The organism is Streptomyces sp. TM32 (genome assembly GCF_004122755.1).
In the GTDB taxonomy this organism is placed as follows: Bacteria; Actinomycetota; Actinomycetes; order Streptomycetales; family Streptomycetaceae; genus Streptomyces; species Streptomyces sioyaensis.
Genome location: NZ_SDIG01000105.1, coordinates 1 through 22,397 on the forward strand (window position 1 = coordinate 1; position 22,397 = coordinate 22,397).

A 22,397-nucleotide genomic window follows, 5' to 3' on the forward strand; every position below is an offset into this window, starting at 1 on the left:
GGCACGCCTCGGGGGAGCGGTAGGCCCGCCGCCACCGCGGGCCGCGCGGATGCGCCCGCGCCGTCCGGTACGGCGGGGCCAATGGGGCCAGTGGGGCCGGAGCGGTTTCCGTGGACACCGGGGCCGTCGGAGGCGAAGGGGTCGCCGGGCGCGAACGGGTCATCCGGTGTGTAGGGGTCGCCGGCGGCCCGGGGCCGGGTCGCGGGCATGCAGGGGTCGCCTGGCGCGTGGGGGCCGTCGGGCGTGTAGGGGGCACCGCCTTCGCCGGCCGAGGACCCGCGGGCGGCGTACGGCGTCCGGACGGTCGCGGCCTCGGCGCCGGGGCGTACGCGCGGCTGCCCCGGGCTGTTGACCAGCGCGAGCGCATCGTCGAAGGGGTCGCCGCCAAGGGAGCACCCCTCGTCAGGGGTGGCGCCCGCCGGCTCGCCCCTCGTGCCGCCCGACTGTCCGTCGTTCATTCCGCGGGCTTCGCTTCGTCACCGGGGGCACCGCCGGACCGGGCCGCACCCTCGGTCCCCTCGGCCTCCGCCGCCCAGCGGTTCGCCAGAGCGGCGGCCCGGTCGGTCAGTTCCTGCACGTTCCGGCCCTGTTGGCCCGCCGCATAACCGACCAGAAAGGTCGTCAGCGGGGCGGCCGGGCGTGCCACGCCGTGCGCCGCGTCCCGCGCGAGGTCGAGAAGCGCTGCCGTGTCGACATCGAGCTCGATGCCCAGTTCGGCCTTGACTGCGGTGATCCATTCGTCCAGCACGGTGCCATGCTCCCTGATACGGGCGCGTGCCGCGTCGATGTCTTCCCAGGTGTCGCAGTCGAAGGAGGCCGTGGACCGGTCGTCCGTGACCCGTTCGAGCACCAACTCGGCCCACAGCGCACGCAGCGGCAGACCGGCCAGGGTGCCGTGCCCGGCCCGCAACCGCGCCAGCTCCCGGCGCAGCGGCCCGGACCGATAGGCCGCCACCAGCGGCTGGTCCCGCCCCGAGGCGTCCCGGAGCATCGCCCCGTCGCGCGGCGCGGCACCCCCGCCCGGTCCTGGGCCGCCTGCCGTCGCCGCCGCCAGGAGGTCGTGCACGGTCGCTGCGGTCAGGAACGGGAGGTCGGCGGAGAGGACCAGCACCACGGGGGCGGTGGTGTGCCGCAGGCCGGCTTCCAACGCGGCGAGCGGGCCACCGCCGGGCGGGTCCTCCAGGGCACGGACGACGGGCCGGGCGGTCGGGCGGCCGGGGCCGACGACGACGGTGCTCGCCGCATCGGGGCAGGCGGCGAGCACCCGGTCCAGCAGGGGCCGGCCGCCGACGGACAGCGCGGGCTTGTCCGCCCCGCCGAGCCGCCGGGCCGCACCTCCGGCCAGCACGATGGCGTCGTAGTCGGTGTGGTCGTTCACCCCTTGAGTATGGCCAGGGGTACGGGGATCACGCCGCTGCCGGAGCCGCGGCGGGTGTCGGCTGTGCCACAGCGGCGGCCGGCTAGCTGTACTGACCGGGCACGTTGATCAATCGTGAGAATGGCGGCTGGTTGCCGCACGCGGTGTGGGGCCGGTGGTGGTTGTACTGGTGGAGCCAACCGGCCAGTGCGTCGCGTCGTTCTTGCTCACTGGTGTAGCAGCGGGCGTAGGCCCAGCCATCGGCCATGGTGCGGTGGAAGCGCTCGACCTTCCCGTTCGTCTGCGGGCGGTAAGGGCGCGTGAACTTCGAGGTGATCGAAAGCGCTTCGCAGTTGTCGCGCCACAGGTACGAGCGGTACGCGCCGCCGTTGTCCGACAGGACCCTCTCAATGGTGACGCCACGGTAAGCGAACCAGTCGACAGCCCGGTGCAGGAAGCCGACGGCGGTGACGGCTGTTTCGTCGTCGTGGACCTCGGTGTAGGCGACGCGGGAGTGGTCGTCGATGACGGTGTGCACGAATGCGTATCCGACCTTCGGGCCGCCGTAGGCGTTGCGTGACTTGCTCTGCGTCGCGGCGCGGTGCTTCTCGCCTTGGTGGCGGCCGACGTAGCGCCAGCCGCCACCGTCGGGGATGTTCCCGAGCTTCTTCACGTCCACGTGCACCAGTGATCCCGGATGGTCGTGCTCATACCGGCGGACGGGCTCACCGGTCTCACGGTCGACGTAGGCGAGTCGGTTCAGGCGGGCCGATCGCAGGATTCGATGCACTGTCGACGGGGGCGATATTGAGTCTCGCAGCGAGCTGGACCGGCCCTTCCCGCAGACGTAGTCGCAGGCTGACGCACCTCTTCGTCACGGTCTTGGGTGTCTTGGCCGGAGAGCTCCGCGGTCGTGAGGATCGGTCCTGCATGGACTCGCCTGCGAGGTAGCGATCGACCCAGCGCTTCACAGTCGGCCAGGACACCTGGAAGCGGGCCGCCACTTCGCTGACTGGCCAGCCGTCGTCAGCGACGAGTCGAGCGACTTTCAGCCGGTGACGCGGGGTGAGGGCCGCGTTCGAATGCGACATTTCTGAGCTCCTAGACAGGCTGAAAGGCCGGCCATGGTGTGTGGCCGGCCCTTCAGCTTGGAGATATGCGAGGAGGGATAGTGCAGATCAGTCGACCGGGGAGACTCGGATGAGGTTGCCGTCAGGGTCCGTAATCACGAACGTGCGGCCGAAGACAGCATCATGCGGCTCCTGCACAACGTGGACCCCCTTCGAGGCCCACCTCGTGAAGATCTCGTCAATCGCCTCCGATGGCCCCGGCACCATGAGTCCGATCTCTGTCGTACGAGGGAGGCTCGGGACCGCGTGCTCGCTGTAGCCCGTCCACAGTGCGAACAGGACACCGGGGGCAGCTTCGAAGGCTACGTAGTGGGGACTGGTGAAGGTCGGTTCGATCTCGAACAGGTCGCTGTAGAAAGCGGTGGCGGCCTCGGCGTCGCGGACGCCGATCAGGAACAGGTTCGGTGCGGGCATGGAGTGCTCCTCAACTCGTTGATTACTCGGTCCAGCACCCAGCGGATCACCCAATCGCGACGGAACCTGTCACCTTTTCTGAGAACATGGGTAAGCATGAAGGCTTCAAGGCTCCTGCATCTCCTGCTGCTCCTGCAGACCCGTCAGCGGCTCACTACCACGGAGCTCGCCGCGCGTCTTGAGGTGTCCCGGCGGACTGTGCTGCGGGACGTCGAGGCGCTATCGACAGCGGGCGTGCCCGTCTATGCCGAACGTGGGCGGAACGGCGGGATCGTCCTGCTCCCCAGTGCACGGCTCAACGCATCCCATCTGGAACCACCAGAACTGGAGGCCCTATCCGTGGCCGGCTTGGACAGCGCACTACGTGAGCGAATGGGTCTAACTGCGGTGTGGGAGTCGGCCGAGCGCAAGATCGCCGCCCGCCAGGCTGCTGCACCTGAGTCGCCGAGCCCACTGCGGCTGGCTGACCTGGTGCTTGTCGACAGCACCGCGTGGTTTGCTGCCCCCGAGGCAGCGGTCGAAGTATCGGATCTGGCCTCGACCCTGCGACACCGGCGACGCCTTCGAATCCAGTACCGGCGCAGCGCCGAGAGCCAGGCCTCGACACGGGTGGTCGACCCGTACGGGATCGTGGCGAAATCAGGTCGCTGGTATCTCGTCGCCGATGACCAGGGCGACAGCCGGCTGCTCGCTCTGGAACGACTGTCGGCCTTCGAACAGCTAGACGCACCAGCCGTGCTCCAACCAGGCGAAACCCTCCGCACCAGATGGGCCGAGTTGAAGAAACGCACTGAGGAGCAAGATCGCGTGAGCGTGACCATCCGCCTGCCGGAAAAGGGTCTCGACCTGGCGCGGCGCATCCTCGGCACCCGCATCCACCATGTCTCCGACGCGGAAAAAGGCTCGTGCGTCGTCGTCGTGCGCTACCCCGACATCGAGTCGGTGCGTCAGCTTCTTCAGTTCGGCGACCACATCGAGGTGCTCGCCCCTGAGACGGCCCGCGCACGCATCAGTCAGCTCGCCAGGGACCTGGCTGACAGACACTCAACCCCCGCATCGTGATTGCCGAACAGGTCCCCTGTTCTCAATCAACGTGCCCGGTCAGTACAGCTAGCAGGGTGGCGGCGCCCCCGCCGTTGCCGCCCGGCGCTCCCGCCGTCGCCGGCCTGTCCGCCGTCGCCACCAGCCGCCCGGTCACAGCGTCCGTAGCAACAGTGCGGGCTGTTCCACGCAGTCGGCCACGAACCGCAGGAAGCCGCCTGCCGTGCCGCCGTCGCACACCCGGTGATCAAAGGTGAGCGAGAGCTGCACGACCTGCCGGACGGCCAACTCGCCTTCGTGCACCCAGGGTTTGGCGGCTATCCGGCCGACGCCGAGCATCGCCGCCTCCGGGTGGTTGATGATCGGCGTGGAGCCGTCGACGCCGAAGACGCCGTAGTTGTTGAGGGTGAAGGTGCCGTGCGTCAGCTCGGCCAGGGAGAGCCCGCCGGCCCGTGCGGTCTCGGTGAGCCGGGCGATCTCCACGGACAGCTCCTCGACCGTACGGGCATGTGCGTCCCGTACGACCGGCACCACCAGGCCGCGCTCGGTCTGCGCCGCGAAGCCCAGATGGACGGCGGGCAGCCGCACGATCTCCTGGGCCTTGGTGTCCACGGTGGCGTTGAGCTGGGGAAAGCGCGCAAGGGCGGCCGTGCAGATCCGGGCCAGCAGGGCGAGCAGCGACACCTTGGGGGCACCCGGCACATTCATCGCCCTACGGGCGGCGAGGAGTTCGGTGGCATCGGCGTCCACCCAGCAGGTCGCCTCGGGGATCTCCCGGCGGCTGCGGCTGAACTTCTCCGCGGCCGCACCGACCATCCCCTTCAGCGGGATCCGCTCCTCGTCCGGCAGGACACCGGCCCCGGCTGCCGCCCCGGCCGGCCTCGCGGCCCCGGGGAGGGGCGCGGCAGGCGTCACGGCCCGCCCGGGGAGGGGGGCGGCCCCCGGCAGCTCCCGCTCCCGCCGCTCCCGGATGGCGCACTCCACGTCCGTACGCAGAATCAGCCCATCGCGTCCGGAGCCCGTCACCTCACGCAGATCCAGACCGTTTTCCCGCGCCATCCGGCGCACCAGCGGGGAGATGACGGGCACCGTACGGCTGCCTGCCTCCTCCGCCCCGGCTCCGACGATCCCGTTCGCCCCGGTGGTACCGGCTGCCCCGGCCGGCACCACGGGGGCCGCCTCGGCGTGCACCTCGCCCGAGCCACCCGGTGCATGATCGGCCGCTGCGGCCGCGGCCGGTCCCTTCGCCGCCCCTCCGGGCGCCCGCTGCGCTCCGCCCAGGGGGCTCGCTCCCCCGGGACGGATCCGGCGCCGCCGCACCGCCGCCGCACCGGTGCCGTACCCGACGAGCACATTTCCGGACCCGGAGTCCGCCGCGCCCTCCGCGGACGAACCGGGGGCCGTCGTGGAAGCGGGCGGCGCGGCCGCAGCGCCCGCCTCGGGCCCAGCACCCTGTGTACCCGTCCCGGAGCTCGGCTCCGTAGTGGGTGCGGCTTCCGCCAGATCATCCGGCACCGCCCCCACCGCGACCGTCACCAGCGGTTCGCCCACCGGGACTTCGGCCCCCTCCTCGCCGAAGCGGGCGGTCACCACGCCTCCGTAGGGGCAGGGCACCTCCACCATCGCCTTGGCGGTCTCGACCTCCACCACCGGTTGGTCGATGGCCACCACCTCGCCGACCTCGACCAGCCAGTGGACGATCGTCGCCTCGGTGAGGCCCTCCCCCAGGTCGGGCAGGGTGAATTCGCGCACCACGGCCATCACTCACCACCTCCGGCGGTCCAGTCCGACTCCCACTGGAGGCGGGCGACGGTGTCCAGGATCCGGTCCACGCCCGGCAGATGGTGCCGCTCCAGCATGGGGGGCGGATAAGGGATGTCGAACCCGGCGACGCGCAGCACCGGCGCCTCCAGGTGGTGGAAACAGCGCTCGGTGATCCGTGCGGCGATCTCCCCTCCGGGACCGCCGAACCCGTTGGACTCATGGACGACCACGGCCCGCCCGGTGCGCCGCACCGAGGCGCAGACGGTGTCGTCGTCGAACGGCATCAGCGAGCGCAGATCGACCACTTCCAGGTCCCAGCCCTCGGCCCGGGCGGCCTCGGCGGCCTCCATGCAGACCGGGAGCGACGGGCCGTACGTGATCAGGGTGGCGCTGCTGCCGCGGCGCCGGACCGCGGCGCGCCCCAGCGGGGCGACCTCGGTGGGCGCATCCGGCGACCAGTCGGCCTTCGACCAATACAGCCGCTTGGGCTCCAGGAAGACGACCGGGTCGTCGGAGGCGATGGCGGCCCGCAGCAGCCCGTAGGCGTCCTCAACAGTCGCCGGGGTGACGACCTGGAGGCCCGGAGTGGCGAGGTAGTACGCCTCGGAGGAGTCGCTGTGGTGCTCGACCCCGCCGATCCCGCCGCCGTAGGGGACGCGGATGGTCAGCGGCATCGTCAGGGCGCCGCGGGTGCGGTTGCGCATCCGGGCGACATGGCTGATCAACTGCTCGAACGCCGGGTAGGCGAACGCGTCGAACTGCATCTCGACGACCGGCCGCAGCCCGTACATCGCCATGCCGACGGCGGTGCCCAGGATGCCGGCCTCGGCGAGCGCGGTGTCCGTGCAGCGGTCCTCGCCGAATTCCTTGGCGAGGCCGTCGGTGACCCGGAAGACGCCGCCCAGGGTGCCGACGTCCTCGCCCATGACGTGCACGGACGGATCGTCGGCCATCGCGTCGCGCATGGCGCGGGTCAGCGCCTGCGCCATGGTGGCGGGCTTGCGCGTGGTCGCCGGAACGGTGGTCGTCATGGCCTGGCCTCCTCGGCACCGCCGCCGGCGCCCGCCGTGTCCTCGGTGTGCCCGGCGTCCTCGGCGTCCAGCTCGGCGCGCAACTGGGCGGCCTGGGCACGCAGTTGGCTGGTCTGCTCGGCGAATACATGGGTGAACAGGTCCATCGGGTCCAGCTCCGGGTCGGCGTTCATCCGCTCCCGGAGGTCGGCCGCCAGTTGCTCGGCGCTCTCCCGGGTGTCGGCGACGAATGCGTCGGTCAACAGCTCGCGGGCTGCGAGCTCGCGCTCCAGGAGGGCTATCGGGTCGTGTGCCCGCCAGATTTCGACCTCGGACTCGCTGCGGTAGCGGGTGGCGTCGTCGGCGTTGGTGTGCGCCTCGATGCGGTAGGTGACGGCCTCGACCAGGGTGGGGCCGCCGCCCCGGCGGGCCCGCTGCACGGCCTCGGTGAGCACCTCGTGCATCGCGGGTGCGTCATTGCCGTCCACCAGGCGGCCCGGCATGCCGTAGCCGACCGCCTTGTGGGCCAGGGACGGTGCGGCGGTCTGCTTGGCGAGCGGCACGGAGATCGCGAAGCCGTTGTTCTGGACGAGGAAGACCACCGGCGCCTGCCAGAGGGCCGCGAAATTCAGCGCCTCGTGGAAGTCGCCCTCGCTCGTGCCGCCGTCGCCGACCATCGCCAGCGCCACCACCTCGTCGCCCTTGAGCCGGGCGGCGTGCGCCAGGCCCACGGCATGCGGGAGCTGGGTGGCGAGCGGGGTGCACAGGGGCGCGATGCGGTGTTCGTGCGGGTCGTAGCCGCTGTGCCAGTCGCCGCGCAGCAGGGTCAGCGCGTGGACGGGGTCGAGGCCGCGGACCACTGCGGCGAGGGTGTCGCGGTAGCTCGGGAAGAGCCAGTCCCGCTCTTCGAGGGCCAGCGCCGCGGCGACCTCGCAGGCCTCTTGCCCGGTGGAGGACGGATAGACCGCCAGGCGCCCCTGCCGGGTCAGGGCCGTGGCCTGCGCGTTGTACCGGCGGCCGCGCACCAGCTGGGCGTACAGCCGGGTCAGCAGTCCGGAGTCGAGCCGGGCGGCGGCGTCCGTCCCCAGAAGGCGGTACGGCTCCGCGTCGGGCAGGAGAGGCGCGGGGTCGGTGCGCGGCCGCCAGGAGGGCGGCGGGCCGGCCAGGCTGCTCGTGTTCCTGCTGCTGCCGGGCTGCTCAAGGACCGTCATGTCGAGCACCTCCTCGGATCGAAGGGGTGGCGCGATGCGCCTCCTGAGGGTGGTGGGCGCACGGCGGGTGGGCAGGATGCATTCGGTCAGGACGGGTTCGCCCTGCCCTACCGATTGTTCGGTCGCTGATGCATTTTGGCTACGGGTGGGTTCAGCCTGTGGACAAACGGTTCTCCACAGCTTGAGATGAAGGCAGGGCGTCCACAAAGGGGAGGCGGGAGCACATGCCGGACGAACAGATGGCCAATTCCGGTGGGCAGACACCGTCCGGCGGGCAGCCGCCGACGGACGGTGCCGCGCCCGTCCCGCCCGCGCGCCCGCTGGACACCATCGACCGCTCGATCCTCCGCATGCTGCAGACCGACGGACGCGCGTCGATACGCTCCGTGGCCGAGCGGGTGCACGTCTCGCGCGCCAACGCCTACGCACGGATCAACCGGCTGCTGGACGACGGCGTGATCCGCGGCTTCAGCGCCCTGGTCGACCAGGAACGCGCAGGTCAGGGCGCCTCCGCGTACATCACGCTGAAGATCGTGCAGAACTCCTGGCGCACCGTGCGCAAGCAGCTCACAGCGCTGCCCGGAGCCACCCACATCGCGCTGGTCAGCGGCGATTTCGATGTACTGCTGCTGGTCCACACCAAGGACAACCGCGAACTGCGGGAGCTTGTTCTCACCCGGATCCAGTCGATACCGGAAGTGCTCAGCACCCGCACGCTGCTGGTCTTCGAGGAGACCGACCTCGGGCCCGAGGAAGACTGACCCCGCCGGGGACCTGCCCGGCGGGGTCAGCAGACGTCCGGCGGGCGCCTCAGGGCTTGCGCAGCCCCGCGAAAGCCGTACGCACCACGGCGTCGGCGACCTCGTCACGGCTCGCCGCGCCGCCGCGCCCCGGCCGGTACCACTCCACAATCGAGTTGATCATGCCGAAGAGCAGCCTGGTGGCCAGCCGGATGTCCACGTCGTCCCGCAGGTCACCGTCGGCGGCGGCCCGCTTGAGCAGATCGGAGACCTCGTGGTCGAACTCCCGGCGGCGTTCCATGGCCCACCGCTCGGTGTCCGTATTTCCCCGCACCCGCAACAGCAGCGTCACATAGGGGAGTTCGTCCATCAGCACCTCGGCCACCCGCCGGGTGACGTGCTCCAGCCGCTCGATCGCCCGGCCCTGGAGCGCGCCCGGCTCCTCCAGCACGCCGAAGAGCCCGTCCAGGGCGCGGCTTATGGCGCGGCGCAGCAGCTCTTCCTTGCTGCGCACATGGTGGTAGATGGAGGACTTCGAGATGCCGGCCGCCTTGGAGAGGTGCTCCATGGAGGTGCCGTCGTAGCCGCGCTCGATGAACACCTCGACGGCGACCGCGAGCAGCGAATCGGGCGTATAGGTGTCGCGCTTGGCCATGGTCATGATTAGAGCACCTACTCCTCGAGGTCCGCACGGCGCCTCAGCGCCCAGGACGGTACGTAGCGTCCGCCGGCGTTGTGGTGATACATCGCCTCCAGCAGATCCCACACCCACCGGGCGCCGAGCCGCTCGGCCCACTCCAGGGGGCCGCCGGGATAGTTCACGCCCAGCCGCATGGCCGTGTCGATGTCCTCGGGGGTCGCCACTCCCCGGGCCGCCGCGTCCACGGCGAAGTCGATGATCATTGCGATCGTCCGGGCGGCGATCATGCCGGGCACGTCGTCGATCACGCTGACCTGTTTGCCGAGCGCCTGGAAGAGCCCCACGGCCTCCGCGAGGTCCACCTCGGAGGCCTCCGCCGAGGCGGCCAGGGCGATCCGGGTCGCGGCCCGGTAGTCGAGCGACAGATCGAAGCGGATGTACCTGCCGTCGGCCCGGTTCGTCGCCGGACGGCCGTTGGTGAGCGCCAGACGGGCGCCGCCGGGCAGCCGGATCACGCCCTCCGGCCCGGACGGCGTGCCGTCCTGGGTGATCTTGATGCCCGCTTCCTCGATCAGTTCCGGCAGCACCGCCGCCGGGCCGGGCAGCGTCGCATGCAGGGCGACGGACCCCGGTGCCGGGCAGGGACCGGCGGTCTGCGGTGCGGGCCGGCGAGCACCCTCGGAGTAGTCGAACCAACCGCGCCCCGACTTGCGGCCGTGCAGTCCGGACTCCACCAGGCGGCGCTGCGCCAGGGAGGGCGTGAACTTCGGGTCCTGGAAGAAGGCGTTCCACACGGAGTGGGTGACTGCCTCGTTCACGTCCTGCCCGATGAGGTCGGTCAGCTCGAAGGGCCCCATCTTGAAGCCGGTGCCGTCGCGCAGCACCGCATCGATGGTGGCGGGGTCGGCGGTCCGCTCCTCGTAGGCGCGCAGGGCCTCGGCGTAGAAGGGGCGGGCGATGCGGTTGACGAGGAACCCGGGGGTATCGGCGCAGCGCACCGGCTTCTTTCCCCAGGCCGCGGCGGTGTCGTACGCGGTGGCGGCGGCCGCCTCGTCGGTGGCGAAACCGCTGATCACCTCGACCAGGGGCAGCAGCGGCGCGGGGTTGAAGAAGTGCAGGCCCACACAGCGGCCGGGATGGCGCAGCCGTCCCGCGACGGCCGTCACGGACAGCGAGGAGGTGTTGGTGGCCAGCAGGCAATCCGCCGCCACGATGTCCTCCAGGGCGGCGAACAGCTCCTGTTTGGCGGTGAGTTGCTCCAGGATCGCCTCGATGACCAGCGCCGCGTCGGCCAGCTCCGCGAGCTCCGCGGCGGGGGAGAGCCGGCCGGCGGCGGCGTCCCGGTCCGCCACAGAGATCCGGCCTTTTCCGACGAGCCGGTCCAGCCGCCGCACGATCTCCCCGGCGGCCTGCCCGGCGCGCCCGGGGGCCGTGTCATAGAGCCGTACGCGATGGCCGGCGACCAGCGCCACCTGCGCAATGCCCTGTCCCATGGTGCCGGTACCCACCACTGCCACGGTGTTGCTGGTCCCGATTGCCGTCATGCCAGCTGATCCTCCCCGACCGACTTTTCCACAGGCGGGCCGGGCCCTCTTGCCCCGACCGATCGTTCGGTTACTCTAACTCCGTTGCCCTGTGCGCACCCAGCCCCTGTCCACTCTCCGCCCGGCTCGACGAGGAGTTGGTCTTCGATGGCCGCCGAAATGACCGCAGCGCAGTTGATCGAGAAGCACCGCCCGACCCTCGACCGGACGCTGGAGGCGATCAGCACCCGCGCGTACTGGTCCCCGCACCCCGAGCACCCGAAGGCGTACGGCGAGACCGCCGCACCGGACGGGCTGGCCGCCTTCGAGGCGCTGCGCGGCAAGCGGTTCGAGCTCGACCAGCCCGGCACCGACGACTGGACTGGCGGGGAGGTCTCTCCGTACGGACCGGAATTGGGCATCACCTATCCGCATCCGGATGCGGAGGTCCTGCTGCCGGCCATGCGCGCCGCGCTCCCCGTCTGGCGGGACGCCGGGCCCGAGGCGCGCGCGGCGGTGTGCCTGGAGATCCTGGCCCGGATCAGCGCGCGCACCCATGAGTTCGCCCAGGCCGTGATGCACACCAGCGGGCAGGCCTTCATGATGGCGTTCCAGGCGGGCGGGCCGCATGCCCAGGACCGCGGCCTGGAGGCGGTGGCGTACGCGTACGCCGAGCAGGTCCGCACCCCACAGCAGGCACCGTGGTCCAAGCCGCAGGGCAAACGCGATCCGCTGGAGCTGAGCAAGAGCTTCACGCCCGTGCCGCGCGGCGTCGCCCTGGTGATCGGCTGCAACACCTTCCCGACGTGGAACGGCTATCCGGGCCTGTTCGCCTCCCTGGCGACCGGCAACCCGGTGCTGGTCAAGCCGCATCCGCGGGCCGTGCTGCCGCTGGCGCTGACCGTCAAGGTGGCCCGCGAGGTGCTCGAAGACGCCGGCTTCCCCGCCGATCTGGTGTGCCTGGCCGTGGACAAGCCGGGGGAGGGCCTGGCCAAGACCCTGGCCGTCCGCCCCGAGGTCCGCATCATCGACTACACCGGTTCGACCGCCTTCGGCGAGTGGCTGGAGACGCATGCCCGGCAGGCGCAGGTCTTCACGGAGAAGGCCGGCGTCAACACCGTCGTCATCGACTCCACCGACGACTACAGGGGCATGCTCGGCAACCTCGCCTTCTCGCTGTCGCTCTACAGCGGCCAGATGTGCACCACCCCGCAGAATCTGCTGATCCCGCGCGAGGGCATCACCACGGACGCCGGGCCGAAGTCGTACGACGAGGTCGTCAACGATCTCGCGGGCGCGGTGAGCGGGCTGCTGGGCGATGATGCGCGGGCCAATGCCCTGCTGGGCGCCCTCGTCAATCCGCAGGTCAAGGAGCGGATCGAGGCGGCGGCCGGGATCGGGGAGGTGGCCCTGGCCTCCCGCGAGGTGGCCAACCCCGAATTCCCCGGGGCCACGGTCCGCACCCCGGTGATCGTCAAGCTGGACGGGGCCAAGCCGGATGCCGAGGCGGCCTATCTGTCGGAGTGCTTCGGCCCGGTGTCCTTCGCGGTGGCCGTCGATTCCGCGGCCGACGCGGTGGATCTGCTGCGGCGCACGGTCCGCGACAAGGGAGCCATGACGGTCGGCGCGTACACCACCTCCGCCGAGGTCGAGCAGCTGGTGGAGGAGGCCTGTCTGGAGGAGTGCGCCCAGCTGTCGCTGAATCTGACCGGCGGGGTCTATGTGAACCAGACCGCGGCGTTCTCGGACTTCCACGGCTCGGGCGGCAACCCGGCGGCCAATGCGGTGCTGTGCGACGGCGCCTTCGTGGCGAACCGCTTCCGAACGGTGGAGGTGCGGCGGCAGGCATGACGGCAGCCGGGGTCGGACGGGGGCCCGGAGCGTTCTTCCGGGCCTCCTATCGCTCGATCAGCGGGCCGGTGGCCCCTCGATCCGCGCATGGCGGCCGATCCAGGCATGCATCGCGATGGCGGCTGCGGCCCCCGCATTGATCGAGCGGGTCGAGCCGAACTGCGCGATCGAGCAGACCAACGAGGCGTGCCGGCGCGCCTCCTCGGTCAGTCCCGGTCCCTCCTGGCCGAAGAGCAGCACACAACGCCGCGGCAGCTCGGTCGTCTCCAGCGGTACGGAGCCGGGGAGATTGTCGATTCCGATGATCGGCAGCTCCTCGGCCGCCGCCCAGGCGGTGAGATCCGCGGTGTCCGGGTGGTGGCGGACGTGCTGGTAGCGGTCGGTCACCATCGCGCCGCGGCGGTTCCAGCGGCGCTGCCCGACGATATGGATCTCCTTGGCCAGGAACGCGTTCGCGGTCCGCACCACCGAGCCGATGTTGAAGTCGTGGCCCCAGTTCTCGACGGCCACATGGAAGTCATGGCGGCGGGTGTCGAGATCGGCGACGATCGCCTCCCGCGTCCAGTAGCGGTACTCGTCGACGACGTTGCGGCGGTCGCCGTGCGCGAGCAGCTCGGGGTCGAGCCGGTCGTCCTGCGGCCAGGGCTCCGGGTGCGGTCCGACGCCGATCTGGGTCCCGTACCCCTCGTCGTACTGGAGGGGCTCGGCGGGGGCGGTTTTCTCGCTGCTCACCCCACGAGCGTATGGCCACCGCCGCCGTGCTCCGTACGGGCCGGCGGCTCACCGTCCCCGGTCCCGGGGGGCGGCCCGAGCTTCCGGCCGCGTGGGAACAGCCGTTCCCGCAGGCCGGAGACGCGCGCGGAAAGCCAGGTGAGGAAATTCGTCGGCAGGAAGACCGCGTCCGCCGTGATCATCGCGAGCGAGAAGAACGGGAGTCCGAGCAGGACCGCGATCGAGAGGTGCTCGCAGATCATCACGACCAGCAGCACATTCTTCAGCCGCCGGTTGAAGACCGTGAACGGGAACGCGACCTGCACCATCACCGTGCCGTAGGTGATCAGCATGATCATCACGCCGTTGCTGCCGAGCAGCTCGGACAGCCCCGGCCAGGGGGAGAAGTAGTCCAGGTGCATCGGGTAGTAGACCGCGGTGCCGTCCTGCCAGCGGTTTCCCTGGATCTTGTACCAGCCGGCGGTGGCGTAGATCAGGCACACCTCGACCATGATCACCAGCAGCGCGCCGTTGTGGGCGAGCTTGGCGAGGGTGTCCAGCACGATCCGCGGCTCGCCGGGCGCGTACCGCTGCACCGCCCACCACAGGCCATGGGTCAGCCACAGCCCCCAGAACACCAGGCTCCAGCCGATGTGCGGGAACGGGCCGTTCCCGAACCAGGTGAGGCCGTAGCCGCCGTTCAGCTGGGCGACCGCCAGAGCGAGGCCGAGTACGGCCCACAGGACGACTCCGGGCAGGTCACGGGCAGGGGCGCCGGCGGCTTCGTCCGTGCCGGAGGCCGCCGCGCCGACCGCGGCCCTCTTGGCGCGGCGTGCATCCAGCGACCAGACCTGCCCGCACCGGGTCAGCACGAGATACATCGCCATCAGGTGGATGACGTTGTCGCCGCCGTCCCCTATGAAGATGCTGCGGTTCTGCAGCGAGAGCACGCCCACCATGAAGAGCACCGACATGGTGCGGGTGCGCCAGCCGAGCATCAGCAGCGCGGCGGACACGACGGCCAGGAGGTAGACACACTCGAACCAACCGCGGCTGTCGGACCACGGCAGCACCGAGAAGGCGTGGTTACCGGCCAGGAGCCGGCGCGCCATGTCCAGGTTCCAGGGGCTGTCGGGCCCGTAGAGCACCGCGCGGTGCGGCCATTCGCGCAGCAGGAACAGCAGCCAGGTCGCCGAGAAGCCGATCCGGATCACGGCGGTCTGGTACGGGGCGAGTGCCCGTGCGGTGACGCGCCCGAAGCCGCGGCCGATGGCGCGCTCGATGCGGGTCTCCTCGTAGGGGGAGGCTTCCTGGGACGTCTGTGGTGCCTGTGCTTGCTGAGGCACGTCGGTCGGCTCCGTGGGGTGCGGGGGCTGCCGGTCGTCCGGCGTCTGCTGAGGCTGCTGGGGCGTCGGTGACGTCACTGGTGCTTCGCCCCCTCGGGCAGGTCGTCTGCGGTGACCTGCCACCAGGGCAGCACGCGGTACACGGGCTTGTCGCTGATCTTCTCGGAGCTCCACGGCGGCGGGGTGACCGCGGTCGTCTGCGAGCGGACCTGGATCTGCTCGACACGGCCGCCGCCTCTGGTCCACTCACCTTCCATCCGCAGCAGCACGAGCCGCCGGATGTAGCGCTCGGACAGCTCACCACGGGGGCCGACCGGGCGGTTCTGCGCGTTGTGGCTGCTGCTGAAGAGTTCCCAGGCGCGGCGCAGCTGGTTCTGCTGGGTGTGGCTGGGCAGCGGGTTGTGGAGAATGGCGCGGCCGTCGCGGGCGGTCAGATCGGTCCAGCCGGTGGTCCGCACGGCGCCGTCCTCGGTGCGCAGCTGCCCGCGGACCTGGACCGCGATGTTCTGCTGGAGGGGATTGGGCGCGAACAGCTTCCAGTTCTGTTCGTACTCGGGATACACATAGTCGCTGATCAGCGCGCCCTGCTGTCGGCTGAGCGTGTTCGACGGCGCGACGTGCAAAAACATCATGGCCAGATGAATCGCGACAACGACCGCCAGGGCACACGCCGCCACCCCGATGACGATCCGCGAGGGCAGCGAGAGCGCAGCCAATGGCCGCGATTCGTCCCCGTATGACTGCATTCCCGCCCCGTTCCCAGAATTCATGCGGCCAACTCCGCTCCGGAACGGTACCTACGCGGCCACGCCGGGCACACCCTCACCCGCGTTATCCACAGGCTTGACACCCGAGAGCCGCCCACTCACCATTGAACCGAACGATCGGTCGGTCGGGAGCAGCGAGGGGGCACCACATGACGACGATCGCGCCGGAAGAGACGGCTCGCGAGGCCGTATTCGACGCCACCGTGGCCGCGGACGAGCGCATCGAGCCGCGGGACTGGATGCCGGACGCCTACCGTTCGACTCTCGTGCGGCAGATTGCGCAGCACGCCCACTCCGAGATCATCGGCATGCAGCCCGAAGCCAACTGGATCACCCGCGCGCCGTCCCTGCGCCGCAAGGCGATCCTGATGGCCAAGGTGCAGGACGAGGCCGGCCACGGCCTGTATCTCTACAGCGCAGCGGAGACCCTGGGCACCAGCCGCGACGAGCTGCTCGACAAGCTGCACTCCGGCCGCCAGAAGTACTCCTCGATCTTCAACTACCCGACCCTGACCTGGGCCGATGTCGGAGCCATCGGCTGGCTCGTGGACGGCGCGGCGATCACCAACCAGGTCCCCCTGTGCCGCTGCTCGTACGGCCCCTACGCCCGCGCGATGGTCCGCGTCTGCAAGGAGGAGTCCTTCCACCAGCGCCAGGGCTACGAACTCCTGCTGACCCTCAGCCGCGGCACCGACGCCCAGCACGCCATGGCGCAGGACGCGGTGAACCGCTGGTGGTGGCCGTCGCTGATGATGTTCGGCCCGCCCGACGACGAGTCGGCGCACTCCGCGCAGTCCATGGCGTGGAAGATCAAACGGCACTCCAACGACGAGCTGCGCCAGCGCTTCGTGGACATCTGCGTGCCCCAGGCAGAGGCCCTCGGGCTCACCCTCCCCGACCCGGACCTGACGTGGAACGACGAGCGCGGCCACTGGGAATTCGGCGCGATCGACTGGGCCGAATTCCGCGAGGTCCTCAAGGGCAACGGCCCCTGCAACGAACAGCGGATCAACCGCCGGCGGCAGGCGCACGAGGAAGGCGCCTGGGTGCGCGAGGCAGCCGCCGCACACGCGGCCAAGCACGGGAAGGCCAGCCGATGACCACACCACGCCCCGCCGAGACCCCCACGGCCGCCGCGGACACCGCCCCCCGGCCCGGTGACTGGCCCCTGTGGGAAGTCTTCGTGCGCAGCCGCCGCGGCCTCTCGCACACCCACGCCGGAAGCCTGCATGCGCCGGACGCCGAGATGGCGCTGCGCAACGCCCGGGACCTCTACACCCGCCGCTCGGAAGGCGTCTCCCTCTGGGTGGTGCCCTCCGCGCAGATCACCGCCTCCTCGCCCGACGAGAAGGACGCCTTCTTCGAACCGGCCGGCGACAAGCCCTACCGTCACCCGACCTTCTACGAGATCCCGGACGGGGTGCATCACCTGTGAACATCACCGCCACCCCGGCCCTGCCCCTCGGGGACGACGCCCTGATCCTCTCCCACCGCCTGGGCGAGTGGGCCGGCCACGCCCCGGTCCTGGAGGAGGAGGTCGCGCTGGCCAATATCGCCCTGGATCTGCTCGGCCAGGCCCGCATACTGCTCTCCCTGGCCGGCGACGAGGACGAGCTGGCCTATCTGCGCGAGGAGCGGCAGTTCCGCAACCTCCAGCTCGTCGAGCAGCCCAACGGCGACTTCGCCCACACCATCGCCCGCCAGCTCTACTTCTCCACCTACCAGGAGCTGCTCTTCGACCATCTCGCCGCCACGGAAAGCGAGTTGGCGCCACTGGCCGGAAAGGCCGTCAAGGAGGTCGCCTACCACCGCGACCACGCCCACCAGTGGACACTGCGCCTGGGCGACGGCACCGACGAGAGCCGTACCCGGATGCAACGCGCGGTGGACGCCCTCTGGCGCTTCACCGGCGAACTGTTCGAGCCGGTGGAGGGCCTGGAGACGGTGCCCTGGGCGGCCCTGCACGACAGCTGGGCGACACGCATCACCAGCACCCTGGAGCAAGCGACCCTCGCGGTCCCGGAAGGCCCCCGGCACGGCGCCTGGACGGCCGGCGCGGGCCGCCAGGGCCTGCACACCGAATCGTTCGGACGGATGCTCGCCGAGATGCAGCACCTCCACCGCAGCCACCCGGGGGCGACATGGTGACCACCACGGCCCTCGAAGCGGAACTGCTGGCGCTGGCCGGCTCCGTTCCCGACCCCGAGCTGCCCGTGCTCACCCTCGCCGAACTGGGCATCCTGCGCGGTGTGCAGCTGACGACGCCGGGCCGGGTCGAGGTGCTGCTCACCCCCACGTACACCGGCTGCCCCGCCATCGAGGCGATGTCGGCCGACATAGAGCGGGTGCTGCACGACCACGGCATCCCCGAGGTCGAGGTCCGCACGGTCCTCAGCCCCCCGTGGACCACGGACGCGATCACCGCCGAAGGCCGCCGCAAGCTCGCCGAATTCGGCATCGCACCCCCACGCCCCACCGGACCGGCCGGTGGACCGGTCCCCGTCGACCTCACCCTCCGCTGCCCGCACTGCGGATCGACCGACACCACCCTGCTGAGCCGGTTCTCCTCCACTGCGTGCAAGGCACTGCGCCGCTGTGAGTCCTGCCGCGAACCCTTCGACCACTTCAAGGAGTTGTGATGTTCCACCCGCTCCAGGTCCGGGAGATCGAGCGGCTCACGGACGATGCGGTGGCCGTCACCTTCGCGGTCCCGCCCGAGTTGCGCACCACCTTCCGGCACACTCCCGGGCAGCACATCGCACTGCGCAGAGTGGTCGACGGCCAGGAGATCCGCCGCACGTACTCCATCTGCACCCCGGCCACCGACGAGCCGGTGCTCCGCGTGGGCATCCGACTCGTCGAGGACGGCACCTTCTCGACATACGCACTCAAGGAACTCGCGGTCGGCGACACGGTGGAGGTGATGGCCCCGGCCGGCCGGTTCACCCTCGACCCGCGCCCCGGCCACTTCGTCGGCATCGTCGGCGGCAGCGGCATCACCCCCGTGCTGTCGATCGCCGCCACCCTGCTCGCCCAACAACCGGACGCCCACTTCTGCCTCATCCGCAGCGACCGCACGGCGGCGTCGACGATGTTCCTGGAGGAGGTGGCCGACCTCAAAGACCGCTACCCCCAGCGTTTTCAGCTCATCCACACCCTCTCCCGCGAGGAACAACAAGCCGGCCTGCCCTCCGGCCGCCTGGACGAGCCCCGGCTTCGCTCCCTCCTGCCCGCCCTGCTGACGATCGACTCCGTCGACGGCTGGTACCTCTGCGGCCCCCATGGCCTGGTGCAGGGAGCCGAACACGCCCTTCGGGCCCTGGGAGTGCCCCGCACCCGCATCCACGAAGAGATCTTCCACATCGACAACGGCGCCTCTGCGCCCCCCGCCGTCGCCACCCCCGCACACAGCGCCGTGACCGCCACCCTCGACGGCCGCTCCGGCACCTGGCCGGTCCACGACAACGAATCGCTGCTCGAAGCGGTCCTGCGCAACCGCGCAGACGCCCCCTACGCCTGCAAGGGCGGCGTCTGCGGCACCTGCCGCGCCTTCCTTGTCACCGGCGAGGTCCGTATGGACCGCAACTTCGCCCTGGAATCCGACGAGGTCGACGCGGGGTACGTCCTGGCCTGCCAGTCCCACCCGGTCACGGAGAAGGTCGAGCTGGACTTCGACCGCTAGACGTTCTGGCTGGAGCGACCGTGGCGGGTGAGGCAGCTCTCGGCCGAGGCACCTTGAGAAAGACGGTCGTGCGTTCCAGGCCTCGCCCACGACGGCTCGGCGCTGGACCACCCGTTGCCGTCTCTTCAACGAGGCCGGCATGACGGTCCGCTCAGACCGCCCGCATCACAGCCCGCGACGCGCCCCGTCCCGCACTGAGCTAGGAATCATCAAAGTACGCCTCGCGCCCCGATGGGCCCCGACTCGAGGCTCACTCCCATGCCCTGCCATCGCATTCGCCATTCCCAATTCCTGCAACCTGTTCTACCTTGACGCTTCGTCAGTTCGAGGCGCCGCGTGGGAGGGCAAACCAGTGGACTTCACCTTCACCGAGGAGCAGCAGGCCGCCGCCGAAGCAGCGAAGGCCGTCTTCTCCGGGGTCGCCCCGGACAGCGTTCCCAGCCCCGCGCTCGCTCCCGGTGCGGTCGCCGACGACTTCGACCGCGCACTGTGGCGCAAGCTCGCCGACGCCGACCTGCTGAGCCTGCCGATCGCACCCGAGCACGGCGGCGCAGGCCTGGACGCAATCGCGCTCTGCCTCGTCCTCCGCGAATCGGCCAAGGTTCTGGCGCGCGTCCCCCTGCTGGAGTGCAGCGCCGCCGCACTCACCATCCAGCGTTACGGAGCCGAGGGGCTACGGGCGGAGGTCCTCCCCCGGATCGCCACCGGGAACCTCGTCGTGACCGTTGCCACCGGCGGCCGCAGCGGGCATGAACCGGCCGAACTCGCCGTGCAAGCCCGCCCGGAGGGCGCCGACTGGATACTCGACGGCATCCAAATCGCCGTCCCCTGGGCCCAGATGGCGGACCGGATCCTGCTTCCCGCCCACACTCCCGAAGGCCATGCGGTCCTCGCACTCGTGCCCCGCGCCCACCCCGGCGTCACGCTCAACGACCAGATATCCACCAACGGTGAGCGTCACGCCGCGGTCCGCCTGGACTCCGTACGCATCAGTGCCCAGGAAACGATCAGCGATGCCACCGCTTGGGCGTCGCTGCGCAATGTCCTGACCACCGGCACCTGCGCACTCGCCCTGGGGCTCGGCGAGCGCGTCCTTGCCATGACCAGTGACTACACCAGCAAGCGCGAACAGTTCGGCTTCCCGGTGGCCACCTTCCAGGCCGTTGCCGTCCAGGCCGCCGACCGCTTCATCGACCTGCGCGCCATGGAGGCCACCCTCTGGCAGGCGGCCTGGCGCATCACGACCGACGCGGCCGGCCCGCTACCACCCGCCGGGGATGTTGCGGTCGCCAAGATCTGGGCCTCCGAGGGCGTCCGCCGGGTCGTTCAGACCGCCCAGCATCTGCACGGCGGCTTCGGCGCCGACACCGACTATCCACTGCACCGCTACCACGCCTGGGCCAAACAGCTCGAGCTCTCCCTCGGCCCCGCCGCCGCCCACGAGGAGGCCCTCGGCGACCTGCTCGCGGCTCATCCACTGGGCTAAGGAGAGACCGCATGCGCACCGGCGCATCGGGCACACCTCGGTGGTGGGTTTCACGTGAAACCACCCCCGGGTCCAGGCAGACCGGCGCCGGGATACCGGGCCCTCGACGACAGCCGCTCCTCGCCCCGGCTCCGGCTCTCGTCCCGGCTGCGGCTCCGGCTAGACGATCGTCCCCGAGCCGCCCTTGCCGTCCGAGACGGGTCGACCAGCGGCTTCCCAGGCCTGCATGCCGCCCGCAACGTTCACCGCATCGACGCCCTGCTGGATCAGATACTGGGCGACCTGCGCCGAACGCCCGCCGACCCGGCACAGCACATGCACCTTGCCGTCCGCAGGAGCCGCCTCGGTCAGCTCGCCGTACCGGGCAACGAATTCGCTCATCGGGATGTGCAGCGCACCCTCGGCGTGCCCCGCCTCCCACTCGTCGTCCTCGCGCACATCCAGAAGGAAGTCCTCCGACGTGAGTGCGTCGACATCGACCGTGGGCACAGAACCAAATTGCATGGTCCCGACGCTACCCGACCAGCTGCGCGAGGTAGCTCTCGCGTTCTGCGACATCGGCGAGAAGCTTCTCGGCGATCTCCTCCAGCAGCGCGTCCGGGTCCTCCGGCGCCATCTTGATCATCGCGCCGATCGCGCTCTCCTCCAGCTCGGTGGCCGCGGCAGCCAGCAGTTCCTTGCGCTCGGCCAGCCACTCCAACCGGGCGTAGAGCTCCTCGCTCTCGCTGAGCCGCTCCTCAACTGGCGCGGGACCGGCCTCCCACTCCCGCGCCAGCTCACGCAGCACCGCCTCGTCGCCCCGCGCGTACGCGGCATTGACCCGCACGATGAACGCATCCCGCCGCGCCCGCTCCGCGTCGTCCCGTGCCAGGTCGGGGTGGGCCTTGCGCACCAGGTCGCGGTAGACCTTGCGGGCCTCCTCGCTGGGCCGCACCTTCTGCGGCGGCTGCACCGACTGTTCGGTGAGCATCGCCTGCGCCTCCGGAAACAGCCCGTCCGACCCCATCCAGCCGTGGAACAGCTCTTCCACCTCCGGCATCGGCAGTACCGAGGCCCGGGCCTCCCGTGCCTTACGGATGTCCTCGGGGGCGCCCGTACGCGCTGCCACCGCCTCGGCGATCTGCGCGTCCAGCTCATCCAGCCGCGCGTACATGGGGCCGAGCCGCTGGTGATGCAGGCGGGAGAAGTTCTCGACCTCCACCCGGAAGGTCTCCACCGCGATCTCGAACTCGATCAGCGCCTGCTCAGCAGCCAGCACTGCCTTCGCCAGCCTCTTGGTCGCCTCGTCCTGCGCCGCCTGCTGATCCTGCGCGCCGCCCTGCTCAGCTCTTGGATCGCCCTGATCCGCGCCCGGACCTGGGGCCGCTCCTGCCCCGGCCGAGCCTGCGGGCGCCTCGGCGGCCGTTCCGGTCTGGCCAGCGGGCGGACCGGCCGGCTCACCGGGTTCCGGACCCACCGCCTCGAGGTCCGCGAGCTGATCTTCCGGGCCACCGCCATAACCAAGGTGGGCGCCCTGACCGCCGCCGCGGGCGTCCGATGCCTGCGGGTCGGCCTGGGCGTCAGGAGTGCCCGAAACGTCGGGTCGGTGCTGGCCGTCCTGCGCGTTCTCCGCGTGCGAGTTCGTCACCCGGCCAGCGTACGGCCCATGCCGGACCGGGCTCTCCACGGTCGTCCGATCCTTTCCTGACCGGGGCCCCCTCCCCCTCCCCCCATCCCTCCCGCCC

21 protein-coding genes and 3 pseudogenes are annotated in these 22,397 nt (G+C 70.8%); 10 read left to right on the forward strand and 14 right to left on the reverse strand.

What is annotated here, in order from left to right; translation table 11 throughout:
• The 4 genes and pseudogenes from EST92_RS31830 to EST92_RS21375 all read right to left on the reverse strand — a co-directional run.
• A pseudogene (locus EST92_RS31830) lies at positions 1–458 on the reverse strand (molybdopterin molybdenumtransferase MoeA); the annotation flags it as partial.
• Positions 455–1,378 carry an NTP transferase domain-containing protein gene (locus EST92_RS21365; RefSeq protein WP_129282465.1) on the reverse strand — a complete coding sequence of 308 codons (924 nt, stop codon included), beginning with the start codon at positions 1,376–1,378 and terminating at the stop codon, positions 455–457. The pseudogene EST92_RS31830 and the gene EST92_RS21365, both read right to left, overlap by 4 nt.
• An 82-nt stretch (positions 1,379–1,460) precedes the next feature.
• Positions 1,461–2,448, reverse strand: a pseudogene (locus tag EST92_RS21370) (IS481 family transposase).
• A gap of 87 nt (positions 2,449–2,535) precedes the next feature.
• Complete coding sequence (locus EST92_RS21375; protein WP_060944777.1) at positions 2,536–2,901, reverse strand: VOC family protein; 366 nt, start codon at positions 2,899–2,901, stop codon at positions 2,536–2,538.
• A 96-nt stretch (positions 2,902–2,997) separates the two neighbouring features.
• Between EST92_RS21375 and EST92_RS21380 the strand changes: the two genes are divergently transcribed.
• Positions 2,998–3,963, forward strand: a complete 966-nt coding sequence (locus EST92_RS21380) for a WYL domain-containing protein (RefSeq protein ID WP_129282466.1) — start codon at positions 2,998–3,000, stop codon at positions 3,961–3,963.
• 132 nt (positions 3,964–4,095) lie between these two features.
• Here the strand turns inward: EST92_RS21380 and EST92_RS21385 are convergent, their stop codons facing one another.
• From EST92_RS21385 to pdhA, 3 genes are read right to left on the reverse strand one after another with little or no spacing between them, the layout of a single operon-like run.
• Positions 4,096–5,703 carry a dihydrolipoamide acetyltransferase family protein gene (locus tag EST92_RS21385; protein ID WP_129282467.1) on the reverse strand — a complete coding sequence of 536 codons (1,608 nt, stop codon included), beginning with the start codon at positions 5,701–5,703 and terminating at the stop codon, positions 4,096–4,098.
• Positions 5,703–6,737 carry an alpha-ketoacid dehydrogenase subunit beta gene (locus EST92_RS21390; protein WP_096213368.1) on the reverse strand — a complete coding sequence of 345 codons (1,035 nt, stop codon included), beginning with the start codon at positions 6,735–6,737 and terminating at the stop codon, positions 5,703–5,705. Before EST92_RS21390 ends, EST92_RS21385 begins: the two co-directional genes overlap by 1 nt.
• The gene (pdhA, locus tag EST92_RS21395; protein ID WP_129282468.1) at positions 6,734–7,927 is read right to left on the reverse strand and encodes a pyruvate dehydrogenase (acetyl-transferring) E1 component subunit alpha; all 1,194 of its coding nucleotides are present in this window, start codon (positions 7,925–7,927) and stop codon (positions 6,734–6,736) included. Before pdhA ends, EST92_RS21390 begins: the two co-directional genes overlap by 4 nt.
• A 224-nt stretch (positions 7,928–8,151) precedes the next feature.
• On the opposite strand from pdhA, the gene EST92_RS21400 reads away from it, so the two are divergent.
• Positions 8,152–8,688: an Lrp/AsnC family transcriptional regulator gene (locus EST92_RS21400; RefSeq protein ID WP_129282469.1), complete on the forward strand. Its 537-nt coding sequence runs from the start codon at positions 8,152–8,154 to the stop codon at positions 8,686–8,688.
• 49 nt (positions 8,689–8,737) lie between these two features.
• On the opposite strand, the gene EST92_RS21405 is transcribed toward EST92_RS21400, so the two are convergent.
• Entirely contained in the window at positions 8,738–9,328 is a 591-nt protein-coding gene (locus EST92_RS21405) for a TetR/AcrR family transcriptional regulator (RefSeq protein ID WP_006604478.1), read from the reverse strand.
• Positions 9,329–9,339: 11 nt separating this feature from the next.
• Positions 9,340–10,851: a 3-hydroxyacyl-CoA dehydrogenase gene (locus EST92_RS21410; RefSeq protein ID WP_129282470.1), complete on the reverse strand. Its 1,512-nt coding sequence runs from the start codon at positions 10,849–10,851 to the stop codon at positions 9,340–9,342.
• A 147-nt stretch (positions 10,852–10,998) separates the two neighbouring features.
• Here EST92_RS21410 and paaN point away from each other — a divergent pair, with 147 nt between their 5' ends.
• Positions 10,999–12,681 (forward strand): phenylacetic acid degradation protein PaaN, encoded by a 1,683-nt coding sequence (paaN, locus tag EST92_RS21415; protein ID WP_129282471.1) that lies wholly within the window; start codon positions 10,999–11,001, stop codon positions 12,679–12,681.
• Positions 12,682–12,738: 57 nt separating this feature from the next.
• On the opposite strand, the gene EST92_RS21420 is transcribed toward paaN, so the two are convergent.
• The 3 genes from EST92_RS21420 to EST92_RS21430 form a co-directional block, all read right to left on the reverse strand.
• Positions 12,739–13,413: a TrmH family RNA methyltransferase gene (locus tag EST92_RS21420; RefSeq protein ID WP_129247230.1), complete on the reverse strand. Its 675-nt coding sequence runs from the start codon at positions 13,411–13,413 to the stop codon at positions 12,739–12,741.
• Complete coding sequence (locus tag EST92_RS21425) at positions 13,410–14,738, reverse strand: HTTM domain-containing protein (RefSeq protein ID WP_254068940.1); 1,329 nt, start codon at positions 14,736–14,738, stop codon at positions 13,410–13,412. Before EST92_RS21425 ends, EST92_RS21420 begins: the two co-directional genes overlap by 4 nt.
• 74 nt (positions 14,739–14,812) lie before the next feature.
• Positions 14,813–15,484: a DUF5819 family protein gene (locus EST92_RS21430; RefSeq protein WP_129282473.1), complete on the reverse strand. Its 672-nt coding sequence runs from the start codon at positions 15,482–15,484 to the stop codon at positions 14,813–14,815.
• 170 nt (positions 15,485–15,654) lie between these two features.
• Here EST92_RS21430 and paaA point away from each other — a divergent pair, with 170 nt between their 5' ends.
• From paaA to EST92_RS21460, 7 genes and pseudogenes are all read left to right on the forward strand, one after another.
• A complete protein-coding gene (gene paaA / locus EST92_RS21435; protein WP_129282474.1) occupies positions 15,655–16,605 on the forward strand; it encodes a 1,2-phenylacetyl-CoA epoxidase subunit PaaA in 951 nt (316 codons plus the stop codon).
• Positions 16,602–16,940 (forward strand): 1,2-phenylacetyl-CoA epoxidase subunit PaaB, encoded by a 339-nt coding sequence (gene paaB / locus EST92_RS21440; RefSeq protein WP_006604471.1) that lies wholly within the window; start codon positions 16,602–16,604, stop codon positions 16,938–16,940. The genes paaA and paaB overlap by 4 nt, the downstream gene beginning before the upstream one ends.
• Positions 16,937–17,653: a 1,2-phenylacetyl-CoA epoxidase subunit PaaC gene (gene paaC, locus EST92_RS21445; protein ID WP_129282475.1), complete on the forward strand. Its 717-nt coding sequence runs from the start codon at positions 16,937–16,939 to the stop codon at positions 17,651–17,653. The genes paaB and paaC overlap by 4 nt, the downstream gene beginning before the upstream one ends.
• On the forward strand, positions 17,647–18,144 hold the full coding sequence (gene paaD, locus EST92_RS21450) for a 1,2-phenylacetyl-CoA epoxidase subunit PaaD (RefSeq protein ID WP_129282476.1): 498 nt from the start codon (positions 17,647–17,649) through the stop codon (positions 18,142–18,144). Before paaC ends, paaD begins: the two co-directional genes overlap by 7 nt.
• Positions 18,144–19,187 carry a 1,2-phenylacetyl-CoA epoxidase subunit PaaE gene (paaE, locus tag EST92_RS21455; protein WP_129282477.1) on the forward strand — a complete coding sequence of 348 codons (1,044 nt, stop codon included), beginning with the start codon at positions 18,144–18,146 and terminating at the stop codon, positions 19,185–19,187. Before paaD ends, paaE begins: the two co-directional genes overlap by 1 nt.
• A 130-nt stretch (positions 19,188–19,317) precedes the next feature.
• Positions 19,318–19,434, forward strand: a pseudogene (locus tag EST92_RS32310) (IS481 family transposase); the annotation flags it as partial.
• Between the two features lie 105 nt (positions 19,435–19,539).
• Positions 19,540–20,673: an acyl-CoA dehydrogenase family protein gene (locus EST92_RS21460; RefSeq protein WP_129282478.1), complete on the forward strand. Its 1,134-nt coding sequence runs from the start codon at positions 19,540–19,542 to the stop codon at positions 20,671–20,673.
• A 159-nt stretch (positions 20,674–20,832) separates the two neighbouring features.
• On the opposite strand, the gene EST92_RS21465 is transcribed toward EST92_RS21460, so the two are convergent.
• Together EST92_RS21465 and EST92_RS21470 are read right to left on the reverse strand one after the other, a co-directional pair.
• Entirely contained in the window at positions 20,833–21,177 is a 345-nt protein-coding gene (locus EST92_RS21465; protein ID WP_239013191.1) for a rhodanese-like domain-containing protein, read from the reverse strand.
• Between the two features lie 10 nt (positions 21,178–21,187).
• On the reverse strand, positions 21,188–22,300 hold the full coding sequence (locus tag EST92_RS21470; protein WP_174244088.1) for a hypothetical protein: 1,113 nt from the start codon (positions 22,298–22,300) through the stop codon (positions 21,188–21,190).
• Positions 22,301–22,397 lie beyond the last annotated feature (97 nt).